Source organism: Cohnella rhizoplanae, assembly GCF_948329515.1.
In the GTDB taxonomy this organism is placed as follows: Bacteria; Bacillota; Bacilli; order Paenibacillales; family Paenibacillaceae; genus Cohnella; species Cohnella rhizoplanae.
Genome location: NZ_CAOJCN010000020.1, coordinates 55,134 through 81,509, shown reverse-complemented (window position 1 = coordinate 81,509; position 26,376 = coordinate 55,134). Strand labels below are relative to the sequence as shown.

Below are 26,376 nucleotides of genomic sequence, written 5' to 3'. Positions count from 1 at the left end.
GCTGGCCTTCGATATGGGAGCGAGTTCCGGCCGCGCCTATATCGGCGAGCTTACCGAGGCGCGGGACGGCGAACGTACGCTCCGCGTAGCCGAGATGCATCGCTTCGAGAACGAGGCGGTCTACGTCGGCAAGCATATGCACTGGGACATCCTACGCCTGCTGCAGGAGATCAAGCGGGGCATCCGCAAGACGTTCCAGGCCGGCTATGCGCCGAGTACGCTCGGCATCGATACCTGGGGCGTCGACTTCGGGCTGATCGACGGAGGCGGAGAGCTGCTCGGCAATCCATACCATTACCGCGATCCGCAGACGGAAGGATTGATCGAGGAGCTGAGCGGACGCTTCGGCGCCGATGCGCTCTTCGCCGCAAGCGGACTCCAGTTCATGCCGTTCAATACGATCTACCAGCTCTACGCGATGAGCAAGGCCGGCTCCGCGAAGCTTGGCGCGGCGAAGACGCTGCTGCTGACGCCGGATCTGCTGACCTATCTCCTGACCGGCGTGCCGGCCTGCGAATTCACGATGGCCACGACGACGCAGCTGTTCGACCCGAGAACGCGAAGCTGGAACGGTCCGCTCCTGCGCGAGCTCGGCATTCCGGATTCCCTGTTCCTCGAGCCCGTCGCGCCGGGCACCCCGATCGGCAGACTGTCGGACGAGGTGCTCGAGGAACTGCGGATTCCGTCCGTCGAGGCGGTCGCGGTCGGCTCCCATGATACGGCATCGGCCATCGCGGCCGTACCCGCCGGCGATGAACCGTTCGCCTACCTCGTATGCGGCACGTGGTCGCTGCTCGGCACGGAGCTGTCGGAGCCCGTACTCGCGCCAGAGACGCTGTCGCTGTCTTTCTCGAACGAAGGCGGCGTCGGAGGGACGTATCAGCTGCTCAAAAACATCATGGGGCTGTGGATTCTTCAGGAATGCAAACGGGAGTGGGATGAAGCGGGCGAGCCCGTCGGCTATCCGGAGCTCGTCGGTCTGGCCGAAGCCGCCGGCCCGCTGCGGAGCCTGATCGACCCCGACGATGCCAGATTCTACGGTCCGTCGGACATGACCGCCAAGATTCGCGCCTTCTGCCGCGAGACCGGCCAGCCCGAGCCGCGTGACAAGGGCGAGTTCGTCCGCTGTATTCTCGAGAGTCTCGCGCTGCGCTACCGGCAGGCGCTCGGGCAGGCGGAGCAGCTGACGGGCAGAACGTTCGGCGGCCTCCACATGGTGGGCGGCGGCATCCAGAACAAGCTGCTCTGCAGGTTGTCGGCCGGCGCGATCGGCCGGCCTGTCTGGGCGGGACCGGCGGAGGCGAGCGCGATCGGCAATCTGCTCATGCAGTTCGTGGCCCAGGGCGCCGTGGCCGATCTGGCCGATGCGAGGCGCCTCGTCGCGGCATCGTTCCCCGTGGAGACCTACGAACCTGCCGATTCAGAACAATGGGAGAAGGCTTATGTCCGGTTTCTAACGCTCCGCGACTCTTGATCGGAAGCCCGATGGTGATCAGCATTTATGTATATTCGTTCAGGCAGCCCCGCAGCTCCGCTTAGGATGCAGCGGGGCTTTTTCGGCGTTGCTTTCGACAAATTTCGATAAAAATTTACACAATCCAATATTTCTCAGCAAAATTCTATGATTGACCGATCTAAAATGTTAAGCGTTTGTTAACGTTTTACCGATAAGATGATAAGTAGCGTATTCATTAAGGTGCCGGACGTGCGGCAGGAGGCAGACATCGGATGAATTGGACGGTCGGCAGAAAATTGGTAGGCGCATTCGCGGCGATTGTCATCGCGCTGGCGGCGCTCGGCTTCATCAGCTTGGTTTATATGTCTAAAATGAACGATCAAACGCAGGAAATCGGCCAGGATTGGCTAATGGGCGTCGAGACGATGAGCAACATCAAGATCGACGTGCAGAACATCACGAATTTCTACTATCAGTCGCTGCTGGCGGCTGACGAAGCAGGCAAAAAAGCGGCCAACGACCAAATGGTCGCCTTATTCCCGAAGATTGACGGAAATGTCGACAGCTATCAGTCTTCTCTCACCGGGGATGAGGACAAGGCATTGTACGAGACCCTGCGCAAGGATTGGGACGCATTCAAACAAAGCTTCGCCGCGGCGACGAAGCCCGGCGCGGATCAGGCCAGCTCGAAGAACACGACGGACACCTTCTCGGCGTTTGACGCAGATGTGGAAAAGCTGATCGCCTTCAATCATGAAGGCGCGGAGAAAAGCGTGACGGAGAGCGAGCGCTTGTTCGATGTCAGCGCTAGCTTTATTTTTTACTTGGGAATCGCGATCGTCCTGCTGGCCATCGCGCTCGCTTGGCTGCTCATCCGCAACATCACCGTACCGCTGCGCAAGACGACGGATGCGCTTGTACGGGTCGCGGAAGGCGATCTTCGGATCGAAGCGTTCGAGACGAAGCGCAGCGACGAGTTCGGCACGCTGCTTCGCAAGGTGAACGATACGGTCGCCAATCTGCGCCGATCCGTACGCCAGATGCAAGACAGCGCTGCGGTGCTCGCGACATCGGCTATCCAACTGTCCGGCGGCTCCGATCAGAATAAAGGCGCAGCCAACCAGATCGCGGAGTCCGTCTCCCAGGTCGCCGTGAACTCCGAGAGCCAGGCGAAGTCCGCGGCGGAGTGCGACAGAGTCATGGAGGAAATGGCCGAAGGCGTCGGCAGAATCGCGGAGACGACATCCGAAGTCGCGGAGCTGTCCGCCGGCGCCGCATCCGCGGCGACCACGGGCACGCAGCGCATCGTCCACGTGACGGAGCGCATGTCGTCCCTGGAGCAGACCGTGGGACATGCCGGCAAGCAGATCGCGGATCTGGTGACCAAGTCTCATCAGATCGGAGAGGTGACCGGCATCATCGGGGAGATCGCGTCCCGTACCAACCTGCTCGCCCTGAACGCCGCCATCGAGGCGGCGCGCGCCGGCGAGCACGGCGCAGGCTTCGCGGTCGTCGCGGGCGAGGTGCGCAAGCTCGCGACCCAGACGAACGAATCGGTCGGCAACGTATACACGCTCATCACCGAGGTGCGGGAGCAGGTCGAATCGATGTCCGCGCTTATGAGCTCGAGCATCGCCGAGGTGCAGGCCGGCAGCTCCGCCGTTAACGAAGCGGCAACGGCGTTTAAGCAGATCGCAAGCGCCTCGTACGAGGTTTCCTCCCGCGTGCAGGAAGCGGCGGCTGCGGCCGAGCAGCTGGCCGCGAGCTCGGAGGAAGTCTCGGCATCGGTGTCCAACATCGGCCATATGGCATCGTTGACCGCTTCGATGACGCAGGAGGCGGCGGCTACGGCCGAAGAGCAGCTGGCGTTCAGCGAGGAGATGGCGAACTCGTCCCGGACGTTGTCCGGCATCGCTACGGAGCTCAAGCAAGCCGTCAGCGCATTCAAGCTGTAATCCATTGCACGTATGTAAAAAGCTGCCGTTCGCGCGATCCGCGAACGGCAGCTTTTTTAGTTCGTTTAGGAAAGCGGCTCCTGCTGCGAGAGCGGCAGCTCCACCGTGACGCGCGTGCCGACGACGAGACGGTTCGCGACCGACACTTCCCCGCGGTGCATCTGCACGATCCGCTGAACGATAGATAGGCCGAGCCCGCTGCCGCCCGCCGCCCGGTTGCGCGACTTGTCGGCCTTGTAAAAGCGCTCGAACAGGCGGGGGAGATGCTCCGGCGCGATGCCGGGACCGGTGTCCTCGACATGCACGACCGCAGTGCCGCCCGTCACGGTCAGCGAGATGCCGAGGGCGCCCGCGGCGGGCGTGAACTTGATCGCGTTGTGCAGCAGGTTCACCCACACCTGTCTCAGCAGCTCCTCGTCGGCCTCAAGCTCGCACTCGGCGAGCCGGATGTCGAGCTCGAGCCGCTTGGACTGCCACTGAGGCTCCGCGGCCAGCACGACCTGGCGCAGCTGCTTGTCCAGCCGGTAGACGCGGGGCTGATAGGGCGGGCGCTTCGATTCGAGCGTCGTCAGCTTGAGCAGATTGTCGCTCAGCCTGGAGAGTCGCTCGCTCTCGGCTTCGATGATGTCCAAATAGTGCTGGCGCTGCGCCTCTGGAAGCCGGTCCGACTTGAGCGCCTGCGCGAAGCCCTTGATGGACGTCAGCGGCGACTGGATCTCGTGCGAGACGTTGGCGACGAACTGCTGACGCATATCCTCGATCTGCCCGAGATCGGCGGCCATTTGCTTGAAGTTCTTGACGACCTCGTAATATTGTCCGGCGTATCGCGGATTAACCTCGACGTTGACGTTAAAGTCTCCTTTTCCCATCCTGGACATGGCATCGGTCAGCGCGTTCACCAGCTGCATCGCCTTTGCCTCGGGGCGGAACAGGTATCGGATGACGACGATAGAGAGGCCGAACAGGAAAAAGGTCAAAATGAGCGTCAAATATTCGCGAAGCGTGGTCGGCAGGGGCCAATGACGATTGACGGCGCGCAGCAGCACGTGCGCGATCGACCACAGGACGGAATAGCAGGAAAGGAATATGCTGGCCCCGACCAGAAAATGCAGCGGAGAGGGCAGACGCTCGAACCAGGCCCGCGTGCCGCCCATCGCGCTCGCTTCGCTTCGGCGCTGCTCGCGCATGCGTGCTTCGAATGCCTTCTGCAGCGCGCGGTATTCCTTGTGACTCTGCGCAAAATGGCGCCACAGCCGCGACAATCTGGATCCGCCCGGCATCAGGAGAGCGCCTCCAGCCGGTAGCCGAGACCGCGGATCGTCGTGATGCGAAAGCCGCAGTCGTCCGGGAATCGCTCGCGGAGCCGGCGGATGTGCACGTCCACCGTACGCTCGTCTCCTTCGTAGTCGAAGCCCCAGATCTGCTCGATGAGCTGATCGCGCGAGAAGGTCTGCCCGGGATGGCTCGCCAGCTTGAAGAGCAGCTCGAATTCCTTGAGCGGGAGGGTGAGGGGCTGGCCGTCCAGCAATAGCTCGAACGTCTGGCGGTTCATCTGCACGCGACCGATCTGGGTCTGATGCGATACGGCGATCCTGTACCTGCGCAGCAGCGCCTTGACGCGCACGACGAGTTCGGCCGGCTCGAAGGGCTTCACCATATAATCGTCCGTGCCCAGCTGAAAGCCCTTGACCTTCTGCGCGGTCTCGCCCATCGCGGTCAGCATGAGAACCGGGAGCTCATAGTGGGCGCGCAGCTCGCGGCACAGCTCCCAGCCATCCATGTTCGGCATCATGATATCGAGCACGACCAGATCGAAGGGAGATTCGGACAGCAGCGCGAGCGCTTCGGCTCCATCCGTCGCTTCCTGAATCTCGAAGCCCTCGCGGATGAGGAAGTGCCCGAGCAGCTCGCGGATATGCGGATCATCGTCTACAATAAGAATGCGCGCCATCGCGCTCGCCACCTTTACAGCGAATTGAGCAGGGGTGCGATCGGCGTCGCAGCCTGCCATGGGAATACATAACGTTATCCTGCATCAGCGATGTGAACTGAATATGAATTCTATTATGCTACAAGACCGATCGGCGGGGAAAGGGGAAGGGCGATGATGAGGAGCGACAAGCCGCTGCGGGGCAGATTCGCCCCTACGCCGTCGGGCAAGCTGCATCTGGGCAATGCGATGACGGCGCTGCTCGCCTGGCTGCAGATGCGCGCCGCGGGCGGGGAGATCGTCCTGCGGATGGAGGATCTGGACCGTCAGCGCTGCAAGCCGGAGCTTGCGGCACTGCTGCTGACCGAGCTCAAGTGGCTTGGACTCGACTGGGACGAGGGGCCTGATATAGGCGGCCCTCATGCGCCCTATGAACAGAGCAGGCGAACCGGGCGCTATGCGCTGGCGCTGGCCGAGTTGGCCTGCCAAGGACGGATCTATCCGTGCTATTGCAGCCGGGCGGACCTGCAGGGGGCGGTTCACGCGCCGCATGGCCTCGCATCCGAGGGGCCCGCGTATCCGGGCACGTGCCGGGCGTTGACGGCCGACGAGCGCGAGGAGCGGGCGAGGCGCAAGACGCCGTCGCTTCGGTTCGCGATGAGCGAGACTGCGATCTACCGGTTCAGGGACGGAATCGCGGGCGAGCTTACGTATTCCGGGGGGGCCGGAGGAGACTTCGTCGTGAAGCGGGCGGACGGCATCGTCGCCTATCAGCTGGCCGTCGTGACCGACGATATCGAGATGGGTATCTCGGACGTGCTGCGGGGATGGGACCTGCTCGACTCGACGCCAAGGCAGCTCGCGCTCTACGAAGCCATGGGCAGTCCGCCGCCGAGGTTCGCGCATTCGCCGCTGCTGCTCGGCGAAGACGGGAGCAGATTGTCCAAACGACACGGCTCCGTGTCGCTGTCGGATATCCGCGAGTCGCTGGGCGTCCGGCCGCAGCGGCTGGTGGGGTTCATGGCCTGGCTCGCCGGTCTGCGCGACCGGATCGAGGAGACGACGCCCGGCGAACTTGTCTCCACCTTTGACCTCTCGTCCGTCCGACGTCAGGCGGTCACGCTGCCGGACGACTGGATGGACCTTTTGAAGGGAAACGCCCGATCCGGACCAATCGATGAATAAAAGGGGGATGCATACGAATGCCGCATATTATCGGATCGCGCGTGCGACTGCGCGAATATCGTCACGAGGATCTCGTCCCGATTCGCCAGTGGGTGAACGACGCAGGCATAACGGGGTTTCTATCCGATATTTTTCTTTATCCGCACGGCTTGGAGTCGACGGAGAGCTTCCTCGCCGACATGATGGACCAGCGGCCGGACAACCGCGGCTTCGTCATCGCGGAGGCGGACACGGAGCTGTACATCGGACAGATCGGGCTGGACGCGATCGATTGGAAAAACCGGTACGCGCGCATCGGCATCGTCATCGGTACGCTCGAGCGTTGCGGCCAGGGGCTGGGTACGGAGGCGATGAAGCTGCTTTGCGGTTATGCGTTCAAGGAGCTCAATCTGAATCGTCTGGAGCTGGAAGTATACGACTTCAACGAACGGGCGTACCGGAGTTATCTGAAGTGCGGGTTCGTCGAGGAGGGACGGCAGCGCGAGAAGTTGTATCGCAACGGCCGATATGCGGATGTCATTCAAATGGGATTATTGAGGTCGGAGTGGTCCGAATTATAAAATCGTTAAAAGCATCATAAAATATATTATGTAAACTAGATGCGGGAAATTCCCCTCGCTCCTCATGCGTGCGATTTCGGGTATCAAGGTCGCCGATTATTTAATGAGATAAAGTATATGCGTTTTTGTTTAAGCTTTGTCTTTAAGCAATTTTAAGAGGATAACTAGCAACTCCTTATCTTTCATTGCGTCTAATGAAGAGATTCATAGCGTACATGGAAGATAAAGGAGCGTTGTCCCTTGATTTGGAATCATCCAGTTAAAAAGTGGTTTCCGGCCGTCCTCGCTTCGGCACTGCTGCTGCCGCTCGGTGCGACTGGCGCGTCAGCCGCCTCAGCGCCTACAGTTACAGTCGTACTGGACGACGTTAATCTGCCCGTAACCGTCCCGCCCATCAACAGCAAAGGGACCCTTCTGCTGCCCTTCCGTTCGCTGGCCGAAGCGCTTGGCGTTAACGCGGTGTGGGTGCCCGCGACCAAGTCAGTGGTCGCCAAAGGGAAAGGCGCCTCGGGTCAAGCCGTAGAAGTGATCCTCACGCTTGGTCGGAAATCCGCCACGATTAATGGCGTTAAATATCCATTGAACGCTGCGCCGGTCCTGTCTGGCGGTTCTGTGCTCGTGCCGCTCGCATTTTTTAGCCAGGCGTTCGGTGCGAACGTCGTCTGGGACGGTCCGGCCAAGACGGTGCGCGTGGCGTCGCCGCAGCGCGAGATGCGCCTTTTGGGCTTCTACGCGACCGCATCGTACGATCAGCTGCCGATCGCGCGCGATCTGAACGACGTCGCTTTCGGTTGGACTCAGGTCGATTACAATGGCGAGATATCGTTAAAGGACCCCACCGGGTCACGTTGGTTTTGGCCGCAAGCCGCAGGAGACGACACGCCGGAATCCATCGTCGCGCAGATCAACGCGGACAGCTCGGGCAGTTACCTGGCGGTGCTGGGCAAGGACGGCAAGGGTCAGCTCATGAAGATGCTGACGGACAAAACGCTGCGGGACGCTTCGATCGATAGGCTGCATACGCTCGCGAAGGACAACGAATTCGGCGGCATCATGCTCGACTTCGAAGGACTCGGTTGGCATGACGACCCGATCATGGCGCAGTCGACGTTGAATGCGTACGTAAAGCAGCTTGTCGCCGCCGTCCAGCCGGACGGCATCAAGGTATCGCTGGCCGTACCGCCGCTGAACGGCGAGTACAAGGGCTACGACTACGCCGCGTTGTCCAAGCTCGCGGACGAGCTCGTCATCATGGCGTACGACTACGAGCAGACCGTGGATGCCAACAAGCAGCCGCAGTCCAATGCCAAGGTCGACGAGGCGATCCGCAGGGCGATCGCGACCGGCGCCCCCAGGTCCAAGCTGATGCTGGCGATCAATCTGGACGCGGAGAACGAGTCGACGATGAACGACAAGCTCGGGCTCGTCAAGCGTCATGGTCTTGGCGGCGCGGCATTCTGGAGATTGGGCATTTTCACCGACGCGGAGCGTACCGCGATCGGACGCTCTGTGGTCAAGATCGGAGGATAACATGCCTATCGCGTCCATATTAAGCCGCTATGAACCCGTAATGCGCTGGAGCGTGTCAGAGGGCGAGAGCGGTTGGAACAACACGACGCGCATCGCCGAGGACGCGTGCGGGGTGAAGCGCGTGCTGCGCATCTACGAGACCCACCGGGATGCGGATAAGATCGCGTTCGAGCACGAGGTGCTGCTGAAGCTGGGCACATGCGGGCTGCCGTTCGCCGTGCCGCGGCCGGTTGCCATGCCTAGTGGCGCGACGTTCGCGACGCTAACCGACGGTACTGGCAGATATGCCGCCCTATTCACCTACACCGAGGGCGTCCGTCCGGACGGGACGGATCCCATCGTCGCCAGCGCGATCGGCGATGCGGTCGGGAGGCTGTCGCTTGCGTTAAGGGATCTGCGCCCGGAAGCGTCGCCGGCTTACTGGCCCTGCTATGAGCTCGAGCGCACGCATCCGTCCTGCCCGGGCAGCGTCATCGCTTCCTTTTGCGAGACGCCGCCGGCGCAATTCGCCGGTAAGCGCGAAGAACTCGGGCGAATCGGCGAGGCGCTGCGCGCGTTCGAGGCCGCGCTGCCCGCGATACGGGCGCTGCCGCATCAGCTCGTCCACGGCGACGTGAACGACTCCAACTTGCTTGCGGATCCTCAGGACCTGACGCGTATCGCGGCGATTCTGGACTTCGAGTTCTGCACAATGGAGCTGCGCGCGATGGAACCTGCGGTCGTGCTGGCCGGGTGGATGGGGGAGGAGGACCATTTCCTGGCCGCAGAAGCTTTTTTAAGGAGCTACGCGAATATCGTCAGCTTAAGCGCAGAAGAAATCGAGGCGCTGCCGCTCCTCATGAAGCTGCGCCGGCTGGATGTGTTCGTGCACTTTCTGGGAAGATACTTGAGCGGCGTAGACGACGCGGCCGTGCTCCTTCAACAGACGCGGGAGACGGATGCAGGACTAACGGCGCTGAGCCGTCAGGCGTCGAGGATTCGAAATTTATTGCGGGATACGCTGATGGGGAGGGGGAGGGCGTAATATGGCCATCGTACAGGTGACGATCGTGCCGATCGGTACCGGTTCGACCAGCGTGAGCGAATACGTCGCGGAAGTCGAGCGCGTGCTGCAGCAGGCAGGCGGCCGCATCAAGCATCAGTTGACGCCGATGAGCACCATTATCGAAGGAGAACTGGACGAGGTACTTTCAGTCATACGGCTGATGCATGAGACGCCCTTCGCCAGCGGCGCGATGCGTGTATCTACCTCGATCACGATCGACGACCGCAGAGACAAGCGGGGGACGATGGCGCAGAAGCTCGAGGCGGTAACGCAGAAACTGAATCGTCCGCAATAAAAAAGGGGAGCGATCGGGTCGCTCAGCCGTGTATGCGAATAAGGCTACGCTTCCGTCGGGCGGCGCTTGTCAATCGCTTCCTCCATCGTCTTGTCCGTCAGATGCGCATAGATCTGCGTCGTCTCGGGCGAGGCATGTCCGAGCTGCTCCTGCGTCTTGTAGAGGTCGTTGGATAAATAGTAATCGGTTGCAAACGAATGGCGCAGCTTGTGCACGGACAGATAGGGCTTGCCGAATCGCTTCGCGTATTTGATGACCATCTCCTGAACCGCGCGCTTCGTCATGCGAGAGCCTTCTTTTTTGCCGTTAGCCAAGGCGAGGAAGAGGGCTTTTTCTCGTTTCGGCGCCTTATACCTGATCTCTCGCTGCTGCAGGTAAGCTTCGAGATTCGCCGTTGCGTCCTGCCGGAAGAAGACAGGCGTTTTAAAGGTGTCGTCATTGCTGCCTTTTCGGTATACGTATACCAGTTTCTTTTTGAGATCGAGATCGTCCAGATTCAGGTTCACCAGCTCCGATACGCGCAGTCCGGAATTCAGGATGAGACTGACGATGCACGCATCGCGGGTGTGGTTGAGCTCATGGGCGTAGCTTGCCTGCTTATTGTTGGCGACGTCCGTCGCATAATGCTCGTCGATATAAGCGATAAACTCCGCGATTTCCTCCTCCTGCAGCAGCTTGCCTTCCAGTTTGGCCGCCGTATCCTTGGGCTTTTGCGTTCGCTTGATCGATACTTTGGCCATTACGTTCCGTTTGAGCAGGGGATAGAAGTCGTCATCCTCCGCGATCTGGCTGAGATAGTGGAACAACGATCGCAGCGACGACAGCTTGCGGGAGATCGTCGTGCGCGTATTCGCATGCTCTCGCCGCGTCGACAGTTCCATGCGGAAGCTGTCGATCTCGTCCATCTTCAGTCGCTCCAGCACCTCGATCGGAATATCTGATATTTTTTCCGCTTCCGTCAGCCCTTCGCGCATGAGCCAGAGAAAAAACGTCTCATAATCCCGCACGTATTCGAGCAGCGAGGAGGGGGAGAGGTCCGGCAGCTTGTAATTGATAAATTTCTCCACATACCACGGCATACTGGGGACGCGACTGTCCAACTGCGCGCGGTCTTTGATTTTCTGCAGGTTCATCGAATCGCTCCATCGGCTACATAGGATGCTTCTATTATACCAGAGCCTGGAATCCGAGAAATAGTAAGCTAATTAGGAAAAGGAGATGTCTAAATAAATATTATGTAAACCAAGTGGGCATGCCCCTACCAACATTTGTATCAAGGAGGGGCGCATCCGATATTTAACGACAGTAAAGTGTCGAATTCGACAAATTAATGCTCTAAATCCTCGCGTTTTAAATAGGTGATCCCTCTTCTGATAATCTCGGTGCGCAGCATTTGCACGAATTCGGAATCCAGTCCGAGGGAGCGCGCTTCAAAGTAGCTGCTCGACAGATGCTCGTCTTGCAGATGCGCCAGGATAAACCTCATTTGCGGAATGACTTTGCCGGACGGGCTTTGTACCGCCTCCGCGGCTTTTTTAAAAAGAATGATCTCGTCCTGGACTTGATCCGCGATATTAAAAATATCCTCCTGCTTCAAGTCTAGCGATCGCGCATTCTCGTGCAGGACGGTTTGAACGGCCAAGGATACATACAATTCTTCGTCGTACTCTTTTACATATTTCATGGTAATCACCTGCATACCTCGTTTTCGATATGGTAAAAATGCCATTTTTTCTTTGAAGGATTGTTGGATATATGTTAAAGTTTACCTGTAATTTATTGGGGTTGTCAGTGCATTTCGTTTGCGTAATGATGCAAAGAGGGATGCATAGATCCGTAAAATAGCATAAATGCTTGAAACAAAAAAAAAGCATAGCCTATAGGCTATGCATGAGACCATTAAGTTTTAAATACTTAAGACCAGTTTCCAGAAACAATCTTATTATCGTACTTAACGGAAAAAGTTTTTTGAAGCGCCGATTTTTCTTGAACGCTCAGAGAAAGGTCGTCTAGGTAGGCGGAGCTGGCATTGACCGCGTCGATTTCCTTCTGAGCTTTTAGAGCCTTAACCCCTTGCTTTAACTGAGACGAGTTGCTTACTAATAACATAGTCAAAACCTCCTAGAAGATTATGTATTCCTACTCAAATATATCATATTATTTGTGAAAAGAGGAAGTCAATTGTCGAAAAATAGAAGGTATAGCATAATATATTTTGTTAGCGTTTTATTTGTAATTTGGTTTGCGTCTGTCATCCTCCGTTATCCTTATATAAACTTTGAAGTCAAACAAATGGATGGCGAATGGATCGTTACGGGGATCGACGCTAGAAGCGCCGTGATGAAGACGGGCCTTCAAGAAGGAGCCCGTATTCTAACCATCGACGGAAAAGACGTTGCCGCACACCCGTCCGTTCAAAAGTGGAGAACGGTAGACCAGGCTGAAAACATCGTCGTTTATCAGAACAACCAAACGTTGAGCATCAATTTTAAAGATATGCCCAGACTGACGGCGCAGGATATCTCGGCATTGATTGAAGGTTTGTGCAGTTTATTCGTTTCTGTCGTGTTACTCGCGGCGATCGGCAACTCCTCGTCCGCCAAGTATTTATCGCTCGTCTTTTTTAGTATAGCCATGACCTTCATAAGCTTAGGGGCTTCAATCAGAGGCGATGTTCTAGGCAAGATTACGATCGGTCTCGGGATGAAATGGATCCCTGTCGTATTGATTCATTTCATCATTGTGTTCATTAAAGAGAAGGGCGGCATTAAGCTTAGCACTAAATATTTAAAATACGCGTACGGGCTCATAGGATTAAGTATGTTTTCACAGCTCTTTTATTTTCTGGACCTTGATTTTAATTATCAAATTCATCGCTTCCAAGCTGTCTATGAACTCGTATTCTTTTCGGCCGGCGTTCTGATCGATATTATCGTGGTGAGCGTCGTTTATAAAAAAAATAAAGATTTAAATCCTTATATTTCCACCTTGCTGAGAATGATCGGCATATTCTTTATCATTTCGATTGCGCCTATCGTGTGTTTTTCATTTCTATCCAAAATCGTTTTCGGCTACGAATGGATCAACACGGAATATACGACTTGGTTCATTTTGCTCTTCCCTTTGTCCTTTACTTATCTATTGCTTTCTAAAAAAATTTACGATATCGACCTTGTCGTCAGGAGATTTGCTTTGACGACGACTTTGGCTATCGTACCGAGTCTGCTGACGATCGGCATGATATCCGCTTTGTTTTCCGCCAAGGCCAAAGCCGAGCACTTGATTCTGGCCTTTATATGCACGGTAACGATTATTTCAGTGACGCTTTACTCATTAGAGTATCTAACCACGCGTCTGGAACGGGTCGTATATCCCAGAAGGTATTACTTACAGCATTCGCTTAAAAAGATCGCGAAAAAACTCGGCTTGATATCAAGCTTTCATGAATTGAGAGAGCTGATCCTTGTGGACATCATCGATATTTTGCAGGTTTCCGGGGGAGCCATCGTATTTAAATACAACCAGGCGATCGAAATTATAAGCGAGGGACAAATCGAGCACGGCGAAGTTGAAGATTTAATCCATGCGCGATCCTCGGCGCCAAGTGATTTATTGAAGTTTGAATTGACTCGCAATCAGGATTACGAGAGTTATCTGGTCCTTACTCAGAAAAAGTCGAACACTTTTTTAGGAACCGAAGAAACGCAGTGGTTGAATCTCATTACTTCCTATTTGTCCGTAAGCATGGAGAACTTGTTTTTGATCCGCAAAATATCGAACGAATTAGAAAGCTTGGTATCGCGGGTGCCGACCGACAGGTCCTCCGACGAGATCGCATGGTTCAGGAAGCTCATGTTCGAGCTGCAGGAGAAAGAACGGTTTCGGATCGCGACGGATCTTCACGATACCACCATGCAAGATCTGTTTTTCCTTAAACGCAAGCTCTCGGCCTTGATCGAGAAATACGAGGGTAACGGCGTGGACACGGAACAAGCCGAAAGCTTGCTCGAATATATCGACGTCATCAATATGAATCTGCGGCAGAGCTGCTTCGAGCTGCATCCTTATTTGCTGCAGGAGATGGGGCTGGTGCGGACGATCGACAAGCTCGTGGAGCTGGAACGGTCGACGTTGCCTTTCCATATCGAGTTCAAGGCGGCGGGAACGGAGTTCATCGAATCCTGCGATATGGAAATGAAGCGGCATCTGTTCCGCGTGTTCCAGGAGCTCGTCAACAATGCGAAGAAGCATGCGAACGCCACGAAGGTCGTGTTCAGTATTCAGGCGGTGAATGGCAAGCTCACGATTCATTACCGGGACGACGGCGTGGGCTTCGCCTCGGGACAGGCCGCCGTAAGGGAGATCGGAGGCACCCACATGGGACTGGAGCAGATCAAGAGCCGGGTTCTGTCGATGCGCGGGTTGTTCGAGATTACGTCCGACAAAGGAAGAGGCATGTCATTTAATGCCATAGTGCCCCTTAAGGAAGGAATGACCGCATGAAGCGCAAAGCGAAAGCGATCGTCGTGGACGACCATCCGCTGATGGCGCAAGCGACGCTGCAGCTGCTGGCCCAGATGGATCGGATCGAAGCGGCAGGAATCGCGAGAAACGGCGAGGAGGCGATCAGGCTCTGCGAGGCCGAGACGCCAGACTTGGTGCTTCTCGATTATCAGCTGCCCGATCTGAGCGGCACGCAGGTCGCGGAGCAGCTGAAGGCCGCGCATCCGCAGCTGCGAATTATTATTTTCACCGGCGTAGACGTATCCGACCTGCTGCCCTGCCTCTTGTCCAATCTAATCAGCGGCATCATCTCCAAGGGAGTCAACGAATCGACGCTGAAGCACATCGTCGCCTGCGTGCTGGACAATCATGTCGTTCTGCCGCAGAGCCTGCTGCACCAGCTCAAGAGCGCCTCGAACGCGGATGTCGCGGAGCTCCTGCTGTCGGAGGAGGAGGTGCTGCTCATGACGCTCATCATCAAGGGCGATACGTACGAGAAGATTGCGGAGCAGATGTATATCAGCAAGCGGTCGGTCGACAACTATCTGCGCAGAATCTACGAAAAGCTCGGCGTGCAGACGAGAGCCCAGGCCATCGAGAAGTTCGTACAGGGTCCGCAATACAATAGCTAGGGAGGAATACGGGAATGGAAGCTGCCGTCAAGGACGAGCTGTGCCGAATGGTAGACGAATATGCGACCGACGAAGCGCTGAACGGACTGCTAAAGGCGTTTATCCGGGAAAAAGAAAACGACGACGCCATGTGGTCGGAGATGACGCGCACGACGCACCAAATGCTGGGGGGCGACTCGCCGCTGCTGGACCGTCACGCGGCGCTGACGGAGCTCATCGTCCTGCTGCTCGATATCGTCGACGACCTGCAGGACCGGGACAGCCCGCAGCGGCCCTGGATGACGGGCGATCCCGCGATGACGCTAAACGCGGTGCTCGTCATGTTCGCGGCGATCTTGGGCAGCTGCGGGAGAGACGTCGCGCCCCGAATCGCAAGCCTGCTGGCGCGGTCCATTGATGGCCAACAGGCGGATATCGCCGGGACGGTCACGACGGAAGAGCAATATTTCAACATGGTGGCGAGCAAGTCGGGCGCGTTGGTCGAGCTGGCCGTGTATATGGGGTACGCGCTCGTAGACGGGATCGATCCCGCCCATCTCGCGACGCTCGACCAACTGGCGGTATGCGCCGGCATCGTATCCCAGATCGAGAACGACGCGCGCGACGTGCTGCGCCTCGACTACAAGAACGATATCATCCATCGAAAACGCACGCTCCCGATTCTTTTCCTGCTCGAGGACAGCCATGCCGAATATCCCGAGCTGGATTCGTACTATGCGGGCGGGATCTCCCAAGAGGCATTCAGAATGAATCAGCCGGCGCTCGTGCAGTACGTGCGGGATTCGGGCTGCATCGAATATTGCAAAGTCGTTCAGGCGCTGTACAAGGATAAGGCGAGCGAGCTCTACGCGCTGCTGCCGCCGCTCGAGGAGCCTTGGGCGGGGCGGTTCAGGGACTTGTTTGTCCCGGATTACGAAGCTGCGGTATAATGCTAGGTGAGAGGGGGGCGGTAGAGGATGGCAAATCACTTTGCCGGGATGAGCTTCACTCATGCAAAGCCTGCTACAGGGGCGATACTTTGCATGAGGCCGGTCTTATCGAATTAACGGATCGCCCAAGCGCGTTCATATCGTTTCTGATCGCGGGCTTTGCACCTTATGGAGGCATCAATCAATATAAGGGGCTGAGCAAGCATGCAACCGTTCATTAGGAACCACCAATATAATCTGATTAAAAAACAAATCGAGCTGCTGCAGCGTACCTGCGCGACCGTCGCAGACCCGAAGATCGTGGCGTCGGTCCGCTCCAATATACAATGCAAGATCGCGGAGGCGTTCCCGGACGCGGACGCAGCGGCGCGCGAGATGCTGAACCGCGGGTCCGAGCTTAGCACGGCGAACGAGTGTCAGCAATATCTGGCTGCGCTCGATACCGTCCGGATCCCGTTCGAGCCGGGCACGGAGCAGCAGCTGAAGAAGCTGTTCCCCAAGATCAAGAAGCTTAAGCTGCCGGAGATTGCCGCGATGAACATGCGGGACCTCTCCTATCTCGGCTGGACGGATATCGCCGCGAACAAGCAGTTCATCGTCTATGGGCTGGACGATCGGCTTGCGGGCGTCGAAGGCCGGATCACGCCGACGAACAAGAAGGGCGCCTGCTTCGCATGCAACCGGCAGACGGAGGTCGCGCTCTTCACGGCGATCGCCAAGTCCAGGCCGGCTCACGCGTCGCCCGATTATTACAAAGCGTTCGGCCAATATATGTGCATCGATAGCGCGGTATGCAACCAGAATATTACCGATCTCACCGCGCTTGAGCAATTCGTGCGCCAAATCGTGAAGTAGGCGTAGGAGAGAGACGGCGGAGCGATCCGCCGTCTTTTTTGCGCGACGGGTCAGCGTTGGGCGGCCTTTAAGACCGGGGCGTCGACCTCGCCCCGGAGCAGCGCGATCTCGTGTTTATACGGCGGATTGACGTATTTTTTCGGGCCCATGGACGGCGTCTCGAGCAGCTTGGGGATGCCTCGAAGCTGGGGATGACGGGCCACGTAACGCAGGGCTTCCAGACCGATATGGCCATGACCGATATTTTCGTGACGATCCTTGCGCGAGCCCCGGGGATGCTTGGAATCGTTGAGGTGAAGGACCTGGAGCCGCTCGAGCCCGATGATGCGGTCGAATTCCTGCAATACGCCGTCGAAGTCGGAGACCACGTCGTAACCCGCGTCGTGTACGTGGCAGGTGTCCAAGCACACGGACAAGCGGTCGTTATGGACGACGCCGTCGATGATGCGCGACAGCTCTTCGAACGTTCGGCCGCACTCTGTCCCTTTGCCCGCCATCGTCTCGAGCGAGATCCGGACGTCGCGGCGTTCGCCGAGCGCCTCGTTCAATCCCTCGACGATGCGCGCGATGCCCGCATCAAGGCCTGCGCCGACATGCGAGCCCGGGTGGAGGACGAGCTGGCGCGAGCCGAGCGCTTCGGTCCGCTCGAGCTCGGTTCGCAGCATCTCGACGGCGAACTCGAACGTGCGCGCGGTTACCGTGTTCGCCAGATTGATAATAAACGGCGCATGGACCACGATGTTGGAGATGCCGTGTTTTTTCATATGCGCCCGTCCGAGTTCGATGTTGAGGTTCTCGATCGGCTTCCGGCGGGAATTGTGGGGCGCGCCCGTGTAGATGAGAAAGGTGTCGGCGCCGTAGGAGGCAGCCTCTTCGCTGGCTTGAAGCAGCATTTTAGAGCCCGACATGGACACGTGCGAGCCGATGAGCGGCGTCAAGGCAATCCCTCCTCTGGCGTGAACTGTATGAATACGACGCTTCGATTCCTATTCTACGCGCCTGCACGCAGCTTGGTCTAATGCCAAAAAAAGCATGCTGGATTCCCGTGTTATACTGGATAAATGGAATGCAAGGAGGAAGACGATGAAAAGCAGCATGACGTTGGCAGAAGCCTTTAAGCAAAGCGAATATCCGGTCGTCGGCCACGGCAAACGGAACTTTCGGATGCTGCTGGAAGCGTTCGAGGGCAAGGACGGACTCGAAGAGAGCGATATGTACGGCAAAGGCGAGACGATCGAACGGTTCCAGGACAAAATGGCCGCGTATTTAGGGAAGCAGTCGGCGGTATTTTTCCCTAGCGGTACGATGGCGCAGCAGATCGCGCTGCGCATCCGGTGCGATGAATCGGGTAAAAGGAAGGTCGCCTATCACCCGCTCAGCCATCTGGAGATTCACGAGCAAGACGGCCTGAAGGAGCTGCATCGTATCGAAACGGTGCTGCTGGCGGACGAAAACAGACTGATCCGGCTCGCGGACGTCCGGCAGCTCGGCGACGATGTCGCCTGTCTGCTGCTTGAGCTGCCCCAGCGCGAGATCGGCGGACAGCTGCCTTCGTACGACGAGCTGGAGGCGATCGCATGGCATTGCCGCGGCCGCGGCATCAAGCTTCACCTGGACGGCGCGCGACTCTTCGAGATATTGCCTTATTATCGGAAGACGGCTGCGGAAATTTGCGCGTTATTCGATAGCGTCTATGTCTCGTTTTACAAAGGACTCGGCGGGATCGCCGGGGCGATCTTGGCAGGGGAAGAAGCGTTCGCGGACCAATCGAAGGTATGGAAGCGGCGGCACGGCGGCGATCTCATCAGCATGTATCCGTACATCGTGAGCTCCGACCACTACTTTGACCGGCGGATCGGCAAAATGGCGCAGTATTACGAAGAGGCGTTGGAGCTCGCGCGCCTATATAACGATGCGGGCGAATCGATACGAACTGTTCCGGCAGTGCCTGTATGCAATATGTTCCATGTGCATGCCGATTTGCCCAAAACTGCGCTCGAGCAGGCGCTGGCCGATGTATGCGAGGCGACGGGCGTCGGACTCAATTCGTGGGTCAAGGCGCTGGACGACGACCGCAGCGCGTACGAGGTCAGCGTCGGCGACCGGTACGCAGACGTGCCCAAGGACAAGCTCGAGGCGGCATTCCGGCTGCTGCGAGAGAAATTAAGCGAGTAAGCTCAAAAAAATGCGCAACCCCCACGGCTTCCATTTACATACGCCGAACCTGGATGGGTGATCATAGAGCTGATCGTCACGAGTCCATCGTGCAACGCCAATGCGAGGGGGGAGCTCATCCTGCGAAAAAATGTGGACGACGCGCTGCAGGCGCTGACGAATGCGGCGGTTCCGTACCATGGGCCGGCTCAAGCCGAAGATCTCGTCGAGCAAGCGGGCCGTGCCCGATATGCCTTGATCGGCGAAGCTTCGCACGGGACGTCGCAATTCTACTCGCACCGCGCCGACTTGTCTAAGCGCCTGATCGCGGAGAAGGGATTTCGTTTTATCGCCGTGGAGGGGGACTGGCCTTCGTGTTACGCGCTTAATCGCTATGTGAAAGGCCGGACGGGAGCCGGATCGGATGCCGCGGACGCGCTGCGGGACTTTACCAGGTGGCCGACATGGATGTGGGCGAACCGGGAGATCGTCTCCTTCGCCGAATGGCTCCGGGAATACAACCAGGACAAGCCCGAGGACGAAAAAGCGGGCTTCTACGGCTTTGACCTGTACAGTCTATGGGAGTCGATGGACGAGATCCTGAAGTACCTCGGCGACAAAGACGGCTCGGATCTGGATGCCGCGAGGCGCGCGTTCGAATGCTTCGAGCCGCACGGACGGGAGGAGCAGCAGTACGGCATCGCGGCCAACTTCTACGGCGAGGGCTGCGAGGATGAGGTCGTCGCGCTGCTGCGCAAGCTGCAGGACCGGTGGAAGGAGGCCGCGCCGGGCGATCGGGAGGATACGCTGGGCGCCGAGCTGAACGCGCTGGCCGTGCAGGGTGCCGAGAATTACTATCGTACGATGATCCGGCAGGACGCGGGTTCATGGAACGTGCGGGACCGACACATGGTCGATGCGTTGGAGCGGCTGATGACCTATCACGGGGAAGGCGCGCGCTGCATCGTCTGGGCGCACAACACCCATGTCGGGGATGCGCGGGCGACCGACATGGCCGCGGAGGGCATGGTCAACGTCGGCCAGCTGCTGCGCGAGCGGCATGGATCCGAGGTATACGCGATCGGCTTCTCCTCCTATCGGGGCACCGTGATCGCGGGCCGCGCCTGGGGGGAGCCGGAAGAGGTCATGACGGTTCCGCCGGCCATGACAGGCAGCGTGGAGGAGATGCTCCACCGGATCGGACCGGAGGACAAGCTGGTGATGCTGGGCGTCGAATCGGGCATATTAAGCGAGATCGCGTTAGGACATCGGGCCATCGGGGTCGTTTACCATCCCGAATACGAACGGGGTAATTACGTGCCTACGATATTGGCCAAGCGCTACGATGCTTTGATTTACCTGGACCGTACGGACGCTCTATCCCCCCTCGCGCCCGAGCTCGCGCATCCGTAGCAGATTCATACCCGAATAGAGCAGAGGAGCCGAACCCATGCCAAACGAAAAAGAACTGCAGGACCTGAAAACCGAGCAAGCCGGCGCCGTCGATCTTCACGTGACGCGGGAAACGGACGAGCCGGTCACGATCGAGCCGCCGGAAGTGAGTCCGGGGCCATACAACAAAAGCACGTTGGAGTCGGGCAAGCGGAGGGAATAAGCCGAACTGCGCAACAAGAACCGTCGGATACGCGCGCGGGCGGTTTTTCAAAATAGGGGATCGAGCGGCAAACCATGCTGCTCGGTCCTCTTTTTGTTGCCGTTCGGTAGCGGGAGTCAAAAAAGTCCCTGTCGAAAGTCAAATCGCTCCTCTATGATTCGCGCGTCGTAGCGCCAATAATGAGAACCAAAGAAAGCAATGCGCGCAAGAATCGTACGAGTCAGCATAGGCGCCGGGTCTTCGGAAAGACCAATATACATTCTCCATGAAAGGTGTGATGGAATGAAGAGACTAGTCAGTATGTTGATGGTTGTCGCCTTGTGCATCGGGTATGTACCCGTACTATCGCCGAGCCGGGCGTCGGCTGCCGAAGCGGGGTTGGTAAACGGCGGCTTCGAGAGCGGCATGACCGGATGGACGCAAAAAGCCGGAACGACGGGCGTCTTGGTCGGCACGGAGCAGAAATGGTCGGGCACCGGCAGCCTGAAGGTAGTGGACGCCAGCGCGGGCGCGTCGATCGGCGTGGAGAGCGACCTGCAGGCCGCATCCGCCGGCCATCTATATTCTATGACGGGTGCCGTTTATCTGAGTTCGGGAACGACGAACGTACAGCTTCGTTTTTACGACGACGCGAACACGCTCATCGGGACGCCTCCGTCCGCCTACGTATTCACGCCGTTGAATGCCTGGACGAGCTTCAGCGTCACCTCCGAAGCGCCGGCGAACGCGGCCAAGTGGAGCGTGTACGTGAACACCGGGAATTCGAATACGGGAACGAGCTATTATGATGAAATAAAGGTTAGTGAAAGCGCCTTCTCTGCGCTTCCGATCGAGGATTCCTTCGACGGCGATCCGATCGGATCCACGCCGAGCGCCTATACGGTCGGCGGCCTCGGCCTTGTATCCGTCACGGATACGCCCGGAGAAGGCAACAAGAGCTTGACGCTGCGGGATCAGCAGGCGTCGACTGCAGGCGTATCCGCGATCCGCCCGCTTCAACCGATCACAAGCGGCAGATATGAGCTGGAGACGCGGTTCCTGTACGTTCCCGACGCCTCGGGAGCGGGCAATCAGCTTGCCTTCAATCTGAATGTATCGGGGAAAAACGTGAGCGGGGCGCTGCTGCCCGGCGCACAAATCAAAATCCTGAACAATGGCGGCGCCAAGATCATCGGCGGCGCGGGCAACGCCGATCTGCCGAACGGCAACGGCTCCCTGGCGACGAACAAATGGTATACGATTCGAATCGCGATTAATATGGACGACAAAACGTACGACGTCTATATGTCCAGCGACGCGATCGACCCCGGCACTTATATCAAGCCGCCGGCCGTCCGCGTCGACGATCATACGGCGGTCTTAAAGGCTCGCCCTTTCGTCACGAGCGGGCTGGTCAGCTTAACTCAGATTCAATTAGAGACGCTGGATAAAACGGGATCGGTTCACTTCGACCGCATGACGCTCGTTCGGCAGCACGGCGTGAGCGGCGTCGTGCGCGATGCCGGCGGCGAAGGGCTGGCCGGCGCCACCGTAAAAGTGTACGCCGCGAACGATACCGGCTTTATCTACGCGCTCGATAGCGCCACCTCGGGTCCGGACGGTGCCTATACGCTGCCCAAGGCGGTCAATGACGGAAGCTATGTCCTGCGCGCCTCCATGCCGGGGTATGCGACCGTCTCCCAGACGCTGACGGCGTCGGAAAGCGGACTTAGCGGTACGGATCTCGTCCTCGGCGAGTCCGAATCGGCCTTGCACGCCGTTGGCGGCAAGGTGGTCGCTGCGGGCACCGGCCAGCCGGTCGCGGGCGCGCAGGTTCGGCTGTACGATGACAACTTGTCCTCCCTATACGGCACCGCGACGACCGCGGCTGACGGTACGTTTACCGTCGGTGCGCAAGTATACGACGGCCGGTACAGGCTGAAAGCCGAGGGCGACGGCTATGTAACGACGACCTGGCCCGTCGCGGTGTGGGAATCGGACATGACGGACGAAACGATCGCGATGCCGGCGAAGGCGGCCGCGGTCACCGCCGAGACGGTCGTCAAACCGCCGGAAGGCGTGCATCCGCGTTTGTACGTCACAGCGTCCGATATCCCGCAGCTGCAGGCCAAGCTGACGGATCCGACGATGCAAACGGTCTGGAATGCGGTGCTCGCCAACGGCCAAAACGCTTCGTTTACGATTAGCAGCGGCACGACGCTAGATCTCGAGACGTATCCGCTGCCTCACGCGGAGCAGGCTAGATATATACGGATTATCGGCAAAGGGAACAACGGCGGCTCGTCGGCTGCCTGGAACTCGATCACGGAAGCGAGAGTATACGGCGAGCCGCAAGGCGGCGGATACGCCAACCTGCCCGTACAGTCGACGACCTGGAGCGCTGCGCAGGACAGCGACCACGGAGGAACGAAAACGATGGACGGGGACTTCAATACGTACTGGACGGCCGAAGGCGCGGGGCAATGGATCAAGTACGACCTGGGCTCCGTACAGGAGGTGCACGCGGTCGCGCTGGCATTCTTCAAGGGCAACGTCCGCAATTCGTTCTTTGACGTAGACGTATCCACGGACGGACAAACCTGGACGCGTCTCGATCTGGAGACGGGAGACCGTCCCGAGGGATGGCTGCCGCCGATCAAGGGCGACGCGAAGACGAACTACATTCTCGGCGTACGCCAGGCAATCGAGTCCGCTGCGCTTCAATATCTCGTACAAGGCGACGAGGCGCAGGGCGAACGGGCCGTGTCGATGGTCAAAAACTTCCTGGGAACCGTCGACTTCACGCCGGCCGAGCAATACCACCAGGTGGGGGATACGCTCAACGCGGCCGCCATCGTCTACGATTGGTGCTTCGATCTGATGAACGGTGAGGAGCGGTCGTTCGTCATCGCCAAGATGAAGCTGCTTGCGAAGGACTTGGAGATGGGCTATCCGCCGCTCGCGAGCGTACCCGCGGTCGAGAGCCACTACAGCGAGGACCAGCTCCTCAAAAACTTGCTCGCCGCAGGCGTCGCCGTCTATGACGAGGATATCGAGAATCCTGAGCATCCTCATGAGATCTATAGCTATGCCGCCGTTATGCTCATGAATCAATACGTGCCCGTGCGCAACTTCTGGTACGAGTCCGGCATGCATCATCAGGGCGATTCCTATGGGATGCAAGGACGGTACGAGCCGGAGCTATGGGCGCAGCTTATCATGCGGAAGATGGGCGCCGGCGATATTTTCTCGGAAAAGCAGGGCGACGTCCTGATGCGCGCGATCTATACCCGCAGGCCGGACGGCCAGTTGATCCGCGACGGAGACTCTTATCAGGATATTTACACGCCCGACGACAAGACCTGGAAATATGAGAATACGGCCATGCTCGCTTCTTATTTGTACGATAATCCTTATGTGCGCGACATGTTCCAAGAAGAATACGTGCCGGGGACGATCGATCCGGTGTCGGAGATGCTATTCGTCAAGCCGGACCAGGCTTCCAGCCCGGTCGACGAACTGCCGATGACCAAGTACTTCGGCTCGCCGATGGGATCGATGGTCGCGCGCACCGGCTGGGACGATCCGACCGCGGTCAACAAAAATTCCCCCTCCGTCGTCGCGGAGATGAAGATCGGGGGCTACTGGTTCGGCAACCACCAGCATCTCGACATGGGCAGCTTCCAGCTGTATTATCAAGGCTCGCTCGCGCTGGACAGCGGGTTGTACGAGGGGCTGCCTGCCCCTGGAGCCAAGTCCGAGTCCTATATGAGCGCGTATGACCGCAACTACTACAAACGAACGATCGCTCATAATTCCATGCTGATCTACGATCCGGCAGAGACGCCCGCCTATCGCGGCCAATCGCTTGCGAACGACGGCGGTCAGCTGTGGGCGAACGACTCGGGCACCTATGCCGAAGCCTGGTCGCTCGATGAACTGGCGGGCAAGGACTACGCACGCGCCAAAGTGACGGGGCAGGCGTACGGCGGGGGCTCGGATTCGCTCGCCCCTGAATACAGCTATATCAAGGGCGACCTGACGCAGGCCTATTCGGATAAGGTTAGTCAATTCGATCGCTCGATGATGTTCCTGAATCTGAAGGACGCCGATCACCCCGCCGCGATGGTCGTCTTCGACAAGGTCGTGTCGTCGAATCCGAACTTCAAGAAAACCTGGCTGCTGCATACGGAGGAGGAACCGGCCGTCGACGGCACGGTCACGACCGTGACCAGAAGCGGGAACGGGTATTCCGGCAAGATGGTTAACGAGACGCTGCTCCCGCTCGCCGACAACTTGAACATTGAAAAAGTCGGCGGGCCGGGACACGAATTTGAAACGAACGGAACGAACTATCCGCGCATTCCATCTACGCCGGCCCACTTAAACACGATCGAAGCCGGCGCATGGCGCGTGGAAGTATCGCCTGAAGCGCCCGCGGAGACCGACTACTTCCTGAACGTCATGCAGGTGATGGACGACGGGGAAACGACGGTTCTGCCGAGCCAGCGGCTTGACGCCGATCTGATGACGGGCGTGCAGATCGCGGATCGCGCGGTCTGGTTCAGCAAGAGCGGCCATCGCCTGAACGAATCGGTGACGCTGTCCGTCTACGGTTCCCAGGCCGATATGTCCGTTACCGTAGCCGATCTTCACGCCGGGAAATGGAAAATCTCGATGGCAGGCCAACCCGACCGCACGGGCGTCGTGACCGAGGAAGGCGGCATACTGGCATTCTCGGCGCCTGCCGGAACGTATACGCTGACGCCTGTCGGCGACGAACCGACGCCGGCAGCGCCGGCGTTATTGACGGCTTCGGCTATCAGCGAGCAAGCCGTCGAATTGAGCTGGGACGCCGTTGACGGCGCGGAGGGGTACCACGTCTACCGCTCAGAGGAGGCGGACGGTTCGTATATCAAGTTAAACGCTGCGTCCGTGCAAGGCGTAACGTACGCGGATACCGCGCTTAGCGCTTCCACCGCCTATTATTACAAAGTTTCTGCCGTCAATCGGGCAGGCGAATCGCCATTGTCGGAGGCGGTGTCGGCAACGACAAAGCCGCTTCCGGATCCGGGAGCGTCGGGCGTACCCGGCAATCCGGTCCTGTCCAGCGACAACGGTTATGACACGGGACTGCTGGACGGAAGCTATAAGATCGCGATGAATATGTGGTACGGCGACAACGGTACGAGCTATAAATTGTACGAGAACGGTACGTTAATCGATACGAGGACGCTGACAGCCCAATCGCCATCGGCACAAAAAGCCGAAACGGCGATCAGCGGTAAAGCGAACGGCTCGTATACGTATACATGCGAACTTATCAATTCCTTCGGTACAACCCCCTGTTCGCCGCTAAGCGTCGCGGTTAAGGATGCCGCGCCTGGGATGCCGGTGCTGTCCCATGATAATTGGGACGGGGATGGCGACTATAAGGTGACGACGAACATGTGGTGGGGAACGAACGCGACGTCTTACAAGCTTTACGAGAACGGCGTTCTTATCGATACGCAGACCCTTTCGGCTCACGCGCCGAACGCACAAACTGCCGCAACTAGCATTGCGGGACGCGCGAAAGGTACGTACGCGTATCGCGTCGAGCTCGGCAACGACGCAGGCACTTCGGAAAGCGCGGTGATGAAAGTAACCGTTCGATAACTGAAAACGGCGGGCTGATCTCGAGGATCTCGAAATCAGCCCGCCGTTCTTTAAAGGCAAAGTCAAAAAAGTACCGACGCAATGTCAAATCGCTC

General features: G+C 58.2%; 21 protein-coding genes. 15 read left to right on the top strand and 6 right to left on the bottom strand.

Annotated elements, in window-relative coordinates; translation table 11 throughout:
* Positions 1-13 precede the first annotated feature (13 nt).
* Entirely contained in the window at positions 14-1,474 is a 1,461-nt protein-coding gene (locus PQG80_RS22795) for a rhamnulokinase (protein ID WP_271753984.1), read from the top strand.
* Positions 1,475-1,728: 254 nt separating this feature from the next.
* Positions 1,729-3,411: a methyl-accepting chemotaxis protein gene (locus PQG80_RS22790; RefSeq protein ID WP_271753957.1), complete on the top strand. Its 1,683-nt coding sequence runs from the start codon at positions 1,729-1,731 to the stop codon at positions 3,409-3,411.
* Between the two features lie 65 nt (positions 3,412-3,476).
* Here the strand turns inward: PQG80_RS22790 and PQG80_RS22785 are convergent, their stop codons facing one another.
* Positions 3,477-4,691 carry a sensor histidine kinase gene (locus PQG80_RS22785; RefSeq protein ID WP_271753956.1) on the bottom strand — a complete coding sequence of 405 codons (1,215 nt, stop codon included), beginning with the start codon at positions 4,689-4,691 and terminating at the stop codon, positions 3,477-3,479.
* A complete protein-coding gene (locus PQG80_RS22780) occupies positions 4,691-5,362 on the bottom strand; it encodes a response regulator transcription factor (protein ID WP_271753955.1) in 672 nt (223 codons plus the stop codon). Before PQG80_RS22780 ends, PQG80_RS22785 begins: the two co-directional genes overlap by 1 nt.
* A gap of 153 nt (positions 5,363-5,515) precedes the next feature.
* On the opposite strand from PQG80_RS22780, the gene gluQRS reads away from it, so the two are divergent.
* From gluQRS to PQG80_RS22755, 5 genes are all read left to right on the top strand, one after another.
* Positions 5,516-6,526 carry a tRNA glutamyl-Q(34) synthetase GluQRS gene (gene gluQRS / locus PQG80_RS22775; RefSeq protein ID WP_271753954.1) on the top strand — a complete coding sequence of 337 codons (1,011 nt, stop codon included), beginning with the start codon at positions 5,516-5,518 and terminating at the stop codon, positions 6,524-6,526.
* 17 nt (positions 6,527-6,543) lie between these two features.
* Entirely contained in the window at positions 6,544-7,086 is a 543-nt protein-coding gene (locus PQG80_RS22770) for a GNAT family N-acetyltransferase (protein WP_271753953.1), read from the top strand.
* Between the two features lie 240 nt (positions 7,087-7,326).
* On the top strand, positions 7,327-8,616 hold the full coding sequence (locus PQG80_RS22765) for a stalk domain-containing protein (protein ID WP_271753951.1): 1,290 nt from the start codon (positions 7,327-7,329) through the stop codon (positions 8,614-8,616).
* A gap of 1 nt (position 8,617) precedes the next feature.
* Entirely contained in the window at positions 8,618-9,640 is a 1,023-nt protein-coding gene (locus PQG80_RS22760; protein WP_271753950.1) for a phosphotransferase, read from the top strand.
* A gap of 1 nt (position 9,641) precedes the next feature.
* Positions 9,642-9,956: an MTH1187 family thiamine-binding protein gene (locus PQG80_RS22755; RefSeq protein WP_271753949.1), complete on the top strand. Its 315-nt coding sequence runs from the start codon at positions 9,642-9,644 to the stop codon at positions 9,954-9,956.
* Positions 9,957-10,000: 44 nt separating this feature from the next.
* On the opposite strand, the gene xerS is transcribed toward PQG80_RS22755, so the two are convergent.
* The 3 genes from xerS to PQG80_RS22740 all read right to left on the bottom strand — a co-directional run bounded on the left by xerS (position 10,001) and on the right by PQG80_RS22740 (position 12,065).
* Positions 10,001-11,089, bottom strand: coding sequence for a tyrosine recombinase XerS (gene xerS / locus PQG80_RS22750; RefSeq protein ID WP_271753948.1), 1,089 nt, complete (start codon positions 11,087-11,089; stop codon positions 10,001-10,003).
* Between the two features lie 194 nt (positions 11,090-11,283).
* Positions 11,284-11,640 carry a sporulation histidine kinase inhibitor Sda gene (gene sda, locus PQG80_RS22745; protein WP_271753983.1) on the bottom strand — a complete coding sequence of 119 codons (357 nt, stop codon included), beginning with the start codon at positions 11,638-11,640 and terminating at the stop codon, positions 11,284-11,286.
* Positions 11,641-11,870: 230 nt separating this feature from the next.
* Positions 11,871-12,065, bottom strand: a complete 195-nt coding sequence (locus tag PQG80_RS22740; RefSeq protein ID WP_271753947.1) for a hypothetical protein — start codon at positions 12,063-12,065, stop codon at positions 11,871-11,873.
* 183 nt (positions 12,066-12,248) lie between these two features.
* On the opposite strand from PQG80_RS22740, the gene PQG80_RS22735 reads away from it, so the two are divergent.
* From PQG80_RS22735 to PQG80_RS22720, 4 genes are all read left to right on the top strand, one after another.
* A complete protein-coding gene (locus PQG80_RS22735) occupies positions 12,249-14,459 on the top strand; it encodes a sensor histidine kinase (RefSeq protein ID WP_271753946.1) in 2,211 nt (736 codons plus the stop codon).
* Positions 14,456-15,091 carry a response regulator transcription factor gene (locus tag PQG80_RS22730; RefSeq protein WP_271753945.1) on the top strand — a complete coding sequence of 212 codons (636 nt, stop codon included), beginning with the start codon at positions 14,456-14,458 and terminating at the stop codon, positions 15,089-15,091. Before PQG80_RS22735 ends, PQG80_RS22730 begins: the two co-directional genes overlap by 4 nt.
* Before the next feature lie 14 nt (positions 15,092-15,105).
* Positions 15,106-16,020: a polyprenyl synthetase family protein gene (locus PQG80_RS22725; protein WP_271753944.1), complete on the top strand. Its 915-nt coding sequence runs from the start codon at positions 15,106-15,108 to the stop codon at positions 16,018-16,020.
* A gap of 204 nt (positions 16,021-16,224) precedes the next feature.
* A complete protein-coding gene (locus PQG80_RS22720; protein WP_271753943.1) occupies positions 16,225-16,875 on the top strand; it encodes a FusB/FusC family EF-G-binding protein in 651 nt (216 codons plus the stop codon).
* 50 nt (positions 16,876-16,925) lie between these two features.
* Here PQG80_RS22720 and PQG80_RS22715 read toward each other — a convergent pair whose 3' ends face one another.
* Complete coding sequence (locus tag PQG80_RS22715; protein WP_271753941.1) at positions 16,926-17,813, bottom strand: deoxyribonuclease IV; 888 nt, start codon at positions 17,811-17,813, stop codon at positions 16,926-16,928.
* Positions 17,814-17,958: 145 nt separating this feature from the next.
* On the opposite strand from PQG80_RS22715, the gene PQG80_RS22710 reads away from it, so the two are divergent.
* From PQG80_RS22710 to hepB, 4 genes are all read left to right on the top strand, one after another.
* A complete protein-coding gene (locus PQG80_RS22710) occupies positions 17,959-19,050 on the top strand; it encodes a threonine aldolase family protein (protein ID WP_271753940.1) in 1,092 nt (363 codons plus the stop codon).
* A 132-nt stretch (positions 19,051-19,182) separates the two neighbouring features.
* A complete protein-coding gene (locus PQG80_RS22705) occupies positions 19,183-20,442 on the top strand; it encodes an erythromycin esterase family protein (RefSeq protein WP_432432799.1) in 1,260 nt (419 codons plus the stop codon).
* Between the two features lie 37 nt (positions 20,443-20,479).
* Positions 20,480-20,644, top strand: a complete 165-nt coding sequence (locus PQG80_RS22700; RefSeq protein ID WP_271753938.1) for a hypothetical protein — start codon at positions 20,480-20,482, stop codon at positions 20,642-20,644.
* Positions 20,645-20,944: 300 nt separating this feature from the next.
* Positions 20,945-26,281, top strand: coding sequence for a heparin/heparin-sulfate lyase HepB (gene hepB / locus PQG80_RS22695; RefSeq protein ID WP_271753937.1), 5,337 nt, complete (start codon positions 20,945-20,947; stop codon positions 26,279-26,281).
* The last annotated feature ends 95 nt before the right edge of the window (positions 26,282-26,376 follow it).